4 protein-coding genes are annotated in these 6883 nt (G+C 71.0%); 3 read left to right on the top strand and 1 reads right to left on the bottom strand.

Annotation, left to right across the window (positions count from 1 at the left end; all coding sequences use genetic code 11):
* Window positions 1-448: 448 nt before the first annotated feature.
* The 3 genes from GHC57_RS18430 to GHC57_RS18420 all read left to right on the top strand — a co-directional run bounded on the left by GHC57_RS18430 (window position 449) and on the right by GHC57_RS18420 (window position 5802).
* Entirely contained in the window at window positions 449-2452 is a 2004-nt protein-coding gene (locus GHC57_RS18430; protein WP_170294968.1) for a HAMP domain-containing methyl-accepting chemotaxis protein, read from the top strand.
* A 155-nt stretch (window positions 2453-2607) separates the two neighbouring features.
* Window positions 2608-3867, top strand: a complete 1260-nt coding sequence (locus tag GHC57_RS18425; protein WP_153347020.1) for an ABC transporter substrate-binding protein — start codon at window positions 2608-2610, stop codon at window positions 3865-3867.
* Window positions 3868-4233: 366 nt separating this feature from the next.
* Window positions 4234-5802 (top strand): YifB family Mg chelatase-like AAA ATPase, encoded by a 1569-nt coding sequence (locus GHC57_RS18420; protein ID WP_153347018.1) that lies wholly within the window; start codon window positions 4234-4236, stop codon window positions 5800-5802.
* A gap of 55 nt (window positions 5803-5857) precedes the next feature.
* Here the strand turns inward: GHC57_RS18420 and ssb are convergent, their stop codons facing one another.
* Entirely contained in the window at window positions 5858-6406 is a 549-nt protein-coding gene (ssb, locus tag GHC57_RS18415; RefSeq protein ID WP_153347016.1) for a single-stranded DNA-binding protein, read from the bottom strand.
* Window positions 6407-6883: the final 477 nt, after the last annotated feature.

Genomic DNA, 6883 nt, shown 5'->3' with positions numbered 1-6883 from the left:
TGGGCATCGCCACCACCAAAGGCCCAATCTCCTACGATATGTTGATCGCGCCGGAAGCAAAGGGATAAGCCTTTCCCCTTGAAACGGCTGCGAACAGGCGTTAACATTAGAAACATATTATATTTGAGGAACCAAGCCTAATCTAAGGCTTGGTTCGTTTCGCATGTAGTAAAAAGCCCTTGCTCATGGCCTGAGCATTGTATATATGGCAAGGCCGCTGGCCGAACTTTGCGTTTCTCAAAGAAACCCTCGCCTGTGTTAGACTGACGAGCCGCCCCGGTTGGGCGCGAGGACCAGTCTGACCGGACAAACCGGGCGTGTGGTCGTCCGGCCTCGCTGGGATCGCGACGTCACGTCTTCCCGATGGGCGGCAATGACGGCGCCGGACCTACGCCGTGCGGGCTGCGTGGGGGGGCGTCAGGCGGCGCTTCGGAGGGGCGGACACACTATGCTGAAATCCATACGCATCGGCACCAAGCTGTATATCGGGTTCGGGATCAGTCTCGGCCTGATGGTTGTTCTCGGGATTGCCTCCACCATCCAGCTCTTCAGCGTGGACACACGGGTCAACCAGTATCGGTCGGTTGCGACCGCCGCCCACACCGTGGGCGAATTGCAGGCCAACTTTCTTCAGGCCCGGCTGGACGTGAAGAATTTCATGATCGACGGCAACCCGGCGCACACCGAGTCGGCCTCCCGGCACTTCGCCCTGGCGCGGGCCGCCAATCAGGCCTCGCGCGACGCCACGGATGATCCCGAGGTGCTGGCGCTGCTCGCCGACCTGGACCGCCAGATCGACGCCTATGAGGCGGCCTTCCTGGAGGTCACCGTCCTGGATACGCGGCGCGAAGACCTGGTGACCCTGATGCGGGCCGTCGGCCCCGCCATCGAGGCCGCCCTGGCCGCGGTGATGAAGGAGGCGGACGCGGCGGGCGACATCCAGGCCACCTATCGGGCCGGCGTCGTGCTGCAACACCTGTTGCAGGCCCGCATCCACGCCAGCCGGTTCGTCGCCACCGGCAATCCGGACCAGTCGGCGCGCGCGCTGCAGGACCTGGAGAGCATCGATGCGGCCGTGCCCGCGCTGCTCGCCGCTCTTGACGACCCGCAGATGCGGGCCCGGGTCGAGGCGGCCGTGGGTCAGGACGAACAGTACCACGAAGCCTTCGTCGAACTGATCGACGTCATCACGGCGCGTGACGGGCTGATGCGCGACACCCTGGATGTCATCGGACCGACCATCGTCAGCGCCATCGAGGGCTTCAACGAGACCGCCAAGGAGGCCCGCGACACCCTGGGGCCGCAGGCCGTGGCCCTGATCGGCCAGACCATCCTTGTGACCATCGTGATCGCCGCGGTGGCCGTCATCCTCGGCGTCCTGGCCGCCTGGGTCATCGGCGCCGGCATCACGCACCCGATCCGCGCCATGACCGACGCCATGCGCCGGCTGGCCGACCGGGACTACGGCGTGACCATCCCGGCGCAGGACCACGGAGACGAGATCGGCGACATGGCCAAGACCGTGCAGGTCTTCAAGGACAGCATGGAAACCGCCGACCGGCTCGCCGCCGAGCAGGCGGAGGAGGTCCGCCAGCGCGAGGCCCGCGCCGAGCGCATCGCCGCGCTCAACACCCGCTTCGACGAGCGCGTGCACGGCGTGCTGAAGGCGGTGGCGGAGGCCACCACCCAGTTGCAGGGGGCGTCCGAGAGCATGGCGGCCATCGCCGAGCAGACCACCAGCCAGGCGACCACCGTGGCGTCGGCCTCGGAGGAGGCCTCCAGCAACGTCCAGACCGTGGCCTCGGCGGCGGAGGAACTGGCCGCCTCGATCCACGAGATCGGCCGGCAGGTGCAGCAGACCAACGACATCGCCAACAATGCGGCCGCGGAAGCCGACCGCACCACGGGCGTGGTCTCGGGGCTGGCCGAGGCCTCGCAGAAGATCGGCGAGGTGGTGAACCTGATTACCGACATCGCCGATCAGACCAACCTGCTCGCGCTCAACGCCACCATCGAGGCGGCGCGCGCCGGGGACGCCGGCAAGGGCTTCGCGGTCGTCGCCAACGAGGTCAAGAGCCTCGCCAACCAGACCGCCCGCGCGACCGAGGACATCGGCCGTCAGATCGGGGCCGTGCAGACCGAGACCCGGACCGCCGTCGAGGCCATCCGCTCCATCGCCGAGATCATCGGCACCATCAACGAGGCGACCACCGCCATCGCCTCGGCCGTCGAGGAACAGAACGCGGCGACGGCGGAGATCTCGCGCAACGTCCAGCAGGCCAGCCACGGCACGTCCGAGGTGTCGCACACCATCACCGGCGTCTCGCAGGCCGCCCAGGAGGCCGGAGTCGCCGCCAGTTCCGTGCTGGAGGCCACCGGCACCCTGCGCAGCCAGTCCACCACCCTGCGCACCATGGTGGAGGAGTTCCTGGCGGATGTGCGCGCGGCGTAAGACCAGCGGCGGGGGAGTGGGCCAGCCACGGACGTGAACGGCCCTCGTTAGAGGCCGTTGGGATAAGCCTTGCCACCCGGTCCGGGGCCCCCAACATGGGAGGGACCCCGGGCCGGCCGGCCCGGAAGCCGTGTCATCGTCCGGGATCCGCCGCCATGCCGTCGTCCGTCGTCGTCCATCCGCCCGCCCTGTCGCGCCGCCGCCTGCTGGGTGCGGGCGCGGCGGGTCTCGCGCTGGCCGCCCTGCCCCTGTCATCCGCCCGGGCCGCCGCCCCGGCCCCCGATCCCGGTGACTGGGACGCCGTTCTGGCCGCCGCGCGCGGCCAGACCGTGCACTGGAACGCCTGGGGCGGGGATGAAAAGATCAACCGCCACATCGCCTGGATCGGCGACCAGGTGGCAAACCGCTTCGGCGTCACCCTGCGTCACGTCAAGGTCGCCGACATCGCCGACGTGATCGCCCGCCTGCTGGCCGAGAAGGCCGTCGGCCGCCAGGAGGGCGGCGCCGTGGATCTCATGTGGATCAACGGCGAGAACTTCCTGACGGCCAAGGACGCCGGCCTGCTGTTCGGCCCCTACGCCACCGATCTGCCGCACTGGCGCGTCGTGGATCCCGAGGAGACGCCGACGGTCGCGGTGGACTTCACCGTGCCCACCGAGGGCTACGAGAGCCCCTGGGGGATGAGCCAGCTCACCTTCGCCCACGATCCCGCCCGCATGCCGGAGCCGCCCGCGACGCTGGCGGATCTGGGGGCCTGGATCCGGGCGCACCCGGGTCGGTTCACCTATCCGGCGCTGCCCGACTTCCTGGGCTCGACCGTGCTCAAGCAGATGCTGCACGACCTGACGCCCGACCCCGCGGTGCTGGCCCGCCCGATGTCCGACTTCGACGCCGTCACGGCGCCCCTGTGGGCCTGGCTGGCGGAGATGCGCCCGCACCTGTGGCGCGAGGGCCGCGCCTTCCCGCGCTCCGGCCCGGAGCAGCGCCGCCTGCTGGCCGACGGCGAGGTGGACGTCTATCCCAGCTTCCACCCCTCCGATGCCTCGTCGGCCATCGCGCAGGGCCTGATCCCGCCCCGGGTGCGGACCTTCATGTTCCGGGGCGGCATGATCGGCAACACGCACTTCGTCGCCATTCCCGCCACCTCGCCCGCCAAGGCCGGGGCGCTGGTCGTGGCGGACTTCCTGATGTCGCCGGAGGCCCAGGCGGAGAAGCAGCACCCCGATGTGTGGGGCGACGACACCGTGCTGTCCATGGACCGGCTCACGGCGGAGGACCGGGCGCGCTTCCAGGCGCTCCCGCTGGGGCCGGCCACCCTGCCGCTGGACGCCCGCGCCCCCACGCTGCCCGAGCCCCATCCCACGTGGATGACGGCCATCGAGACCGAGTGGCGCCGCCTGCACGCGGGCGGGTGAGGCCGGCCCGCCAAACAGCAGTTCTCATTTTGGCCACGTGGCCTCTGGTGGCAACCGCCGGGAGTCCCGGGTGCGACCTTACCTCCCTCCCCTGGATAGGGGAGGGCCGGGGTGGGGTTGAAAAAAGCGCGTGGGGTTGATGCGGGACGCGGGATCCGTGCGGACTGATTCCGGGCGGGCGTTGTGCTCCCGCCCGGAATCGGTTCACCCCTTTCGGAAGGAAGAACGGTCCGGACGGGGCTGCAAGCCCCGTCCGGCAAAGGAATGCGCGGCTGTTCAGGGATTTCAAAAAACGTGTATCCCCGGCGGGGGCTCGCGCTTTAAGCTGATGGCCTGTTTCACTGTGCGCCCCGACACGCCCGCCCCATGGTCGCCCGCGTCCACACCGTCGCCTTCTCCGGGATCGAGGTCCTGGACGTGCAGGTCCAGGTCTCGCTGACCGGCGGGCTGCCGGCGTTCATCATGGTGGGCCTGCCCGACAAGGCCGTGGCGGAAAGCCGCGAGCGGGTGCGCGCCGCGCTCACGGCCATCGGGCTGGCGCTGCCGCCCAAGCGCATCATCGTCAATCTGGCTCCGGCCGACCTGCAGAAGGAGGGCAGTCACTACGACCTGCCCGTGGCCTGCGCGGTGCTGGCGGTGATGGGCGTGCTGCCGGCCGAGGAGATGGACGGGCTGGTGGTCCTCGGCGAACTGGGCCTGGACGGCTCGCTGGCGCCGGTGGCGGGGGTGCTGCCGGCGGCGCTGGCCGCGCTGCGCACCGAGAAGGGGCTGGTCTGCCCCGGCCCGCAGGGCGGCGAGGCCGCCTGGGCCGGCGACGTGGATGTGCTGGCCCCGGACGGACTGCTGGCCCTCATCAACCACTTCAAGGGCTCCCAGATGCTGGCCCGCCCCCATGCCGAGGCGCGCGCCGACCTCGGCCCGCGCCTGGACCTGGCCGACGTCAAGGGCCAGGAGAGCGCCCGCCGCGCGCTGGAGATCGCCGCCGCCGGCGGGCACAACATGCTGATGACCGGGCCGCCGGGCGCGGGCAAGTCCATGCTGGCGGCGCGGCTGCCGGGCATCCTGCCGCCGCTGGCGCCGGACGAGGCGCTGGCCGTCTCCATGATCCATTCCGTGGCCGGGCTGCTGGATGACGGTCGGCTCATCACCCGCCGACCGTTCCGCGACCCGCACCACTCGGCCAGCATGCCCGCGCTGGTGGGGGGCGGGCTGCGCGCCAGGCCGGGCGAGATCAGCCTCGCGCATACCGGCGTGCTGTTCCTGGACGAGCTGCCGGAGTTCTCGCGACCCGCGCTGGAGGCGCTGCGCCAGCCGCTGGAGACCGGACAGGTCAGCATCGCCCGCGCCAACAACCACGTGACCTACCCGGCGCGGGTGCAGCTCATCGCGGCCATGAATCCGTGCCGATGCGGCTATCTGGACGATCCGGCGCTGGCCTGCTCCAAGGCGCCCGGCTGCGGCGCGGACTATCGCAACCGCCTGTCGGGGCCGCTGCTGGACCGCATTGACCTGCATGTGACGGTGCCGCCGGTGGATCCCTTCGCCATGGACGCCGGCGCGCCCGCCGAGCCCAGCGCGCCGGTGGCGGCGCGGGTGCGGGCGGCGCGCGAGGCCCAGGCCGACCGGGCGGCCGCGACCGACGGGGCGCGGGCCAACGCCCATCTGGCCGGCGAGGCGCTGGAGCGGGTGGCCGGGCCGGACGCCGCCGGCCGCACCCTGATGGCGGAGGCGGCCGAGCGCCTGCGGCTGTCGGCGCGGGCGTATCACCGCCTGCTCAGGGTGGCGCGCACGCTGGCCGACCTGGAGGGGCGGGACGGCGTCGGCCGGGTCCACATCGCCGAGGCGCTGGGCTACCGGCAGGTGCTGGCCCCGGCGCCCGGGGCGCTGGGCGCCGACCCAACCGGGCGCCGCCGAAGCGCTCAGGGGCGACGGTGAGCCCACACGGGACCGGGATCACGTCATACCGGCCCTTGGGCCGGCGCCGCTGGTATCAGAACGGAATGTCGTCCTCGGGGTCGTTGGACCCGGGGCCCGGGCTCGAATCCCAGCCGCCGCCGCGTCCGGCGCCACCACCACCGCCGCCGCCGCCGCCGCCATAGCCCCCACCGTAGCCGCCGCCGTCCTGCGGGCCGGGGTCGTAGCCGCCGCCGCCGTTGCTCATGCCGCCGCCGCCGCCGCCGCCACCGCTGCGCGGGCTGTCCAGCATGGTCATCTCGGCGCCGGGGCCCTGCAGCACCACTTCGGTGGTGTAGCGGTCGTTGCCGGACTGGTCCTGCCATTTGCGGGTCTGGAGAGAGCCGCACAGATAGACCTTGCTGCCCTTGCGCAGGTAGCGCTCGCAGATGTCGGCCAGCGGACCGAACACGGCGACGCTGTGCCACTCGGTGCGCTCGCGCCGCTCGCCGGTCTGGCGGTCTTTCCAGGTGTCGGTGGTGGCCACCCGCAGGTTGGCGACCTTGCCGCCGTTCTGGAATGTGCGGCACTCGGGATCACGGCCCAGATTGCCGATCAGGATGACCTTGTTGACGCTGCCTGCCATGCGGGGAACTCCGGAGCCTCTGGGACGGACACGACCCTGCGGGAATGAATGGGTGTGGGGCGGCCCGGCGCGCACGCGATGGCGCGGCGCGAGCCTGCGCGCACTGTATCCGCCCGGCCGTCCCGGGGAAAGCCCCCGCGCCCCCGGCGACGCTTCGCGTCGCCGCAAAGGCGCGCGACCATCGGAATAATTGAAATGCGTCCTCCTGAGCCGCCATCGGCGGCGAAGGATCTCGGGCGGTGACACGACCCATGACACCCGTGTCATCCGACCATGACACCCGTGTCATCCGAGGTCGGAGACCCACGCCCGAGATCCTTCAGCCGCTTCGCGGCCTCAGGATTGTCTGTTTGATTTGTGGCATTGTGGAGATGCCGGGTTGCGGGGCCCCGGGTGGCCACCCGGGGCCCCGCACCGGATCGTGTGATCGTCTCAGGATGGGGTCTTTGCCCGTTGTCATCGTGATCCGCGATCCGG

It is taken from the genome of Roseospira navarrensis, from assembly GCF_009601025.1.
GTDB classification, from domain to species: domain Bacteria; phylum Pseudomonadota; class Alphaproteobacteria; order Rhodospirillales; family Rhodospirillaceae; genus Rhodospira; species Rhodospira navarrensis.
Note: the sequence above shows the minus strand (reverse complement) of the source record. Positions and strands in the feature narration are given on the sequence as shown.

Bases quoted from the DNA above. Each gene is read 5' to 3' on its own strand.
- GHC57_RS18430 (WP_170294968.1), top strand. From the start codon at position 449: ATGCTGAAATCCATACGCATCGGCACCAAGCTGTATATCGGGTTCGGG.
- GHC57_RS18425 (WP_153347020.1), top strand. From the start codon at position 2,608: ATGCCGTCGTCCGTCGTCGTCCATCCGCCCGCCCTGTCGCGCCGCCGC.
- GHC57_RS18420 (WP_153347018.1), top strand. From the start codon at position 4,234: ATGGTCGCCCGCGTCCACACCGTCGCCTTCTCCGGGATCGAGGTCCTG.
- ssb (WP_153347016.1), bottom strand. From the start codon at position 6,406: ATGGCAGGCAGCGTCAACAAGGTCATCCTGATCGGCAATCTGGGCCGT.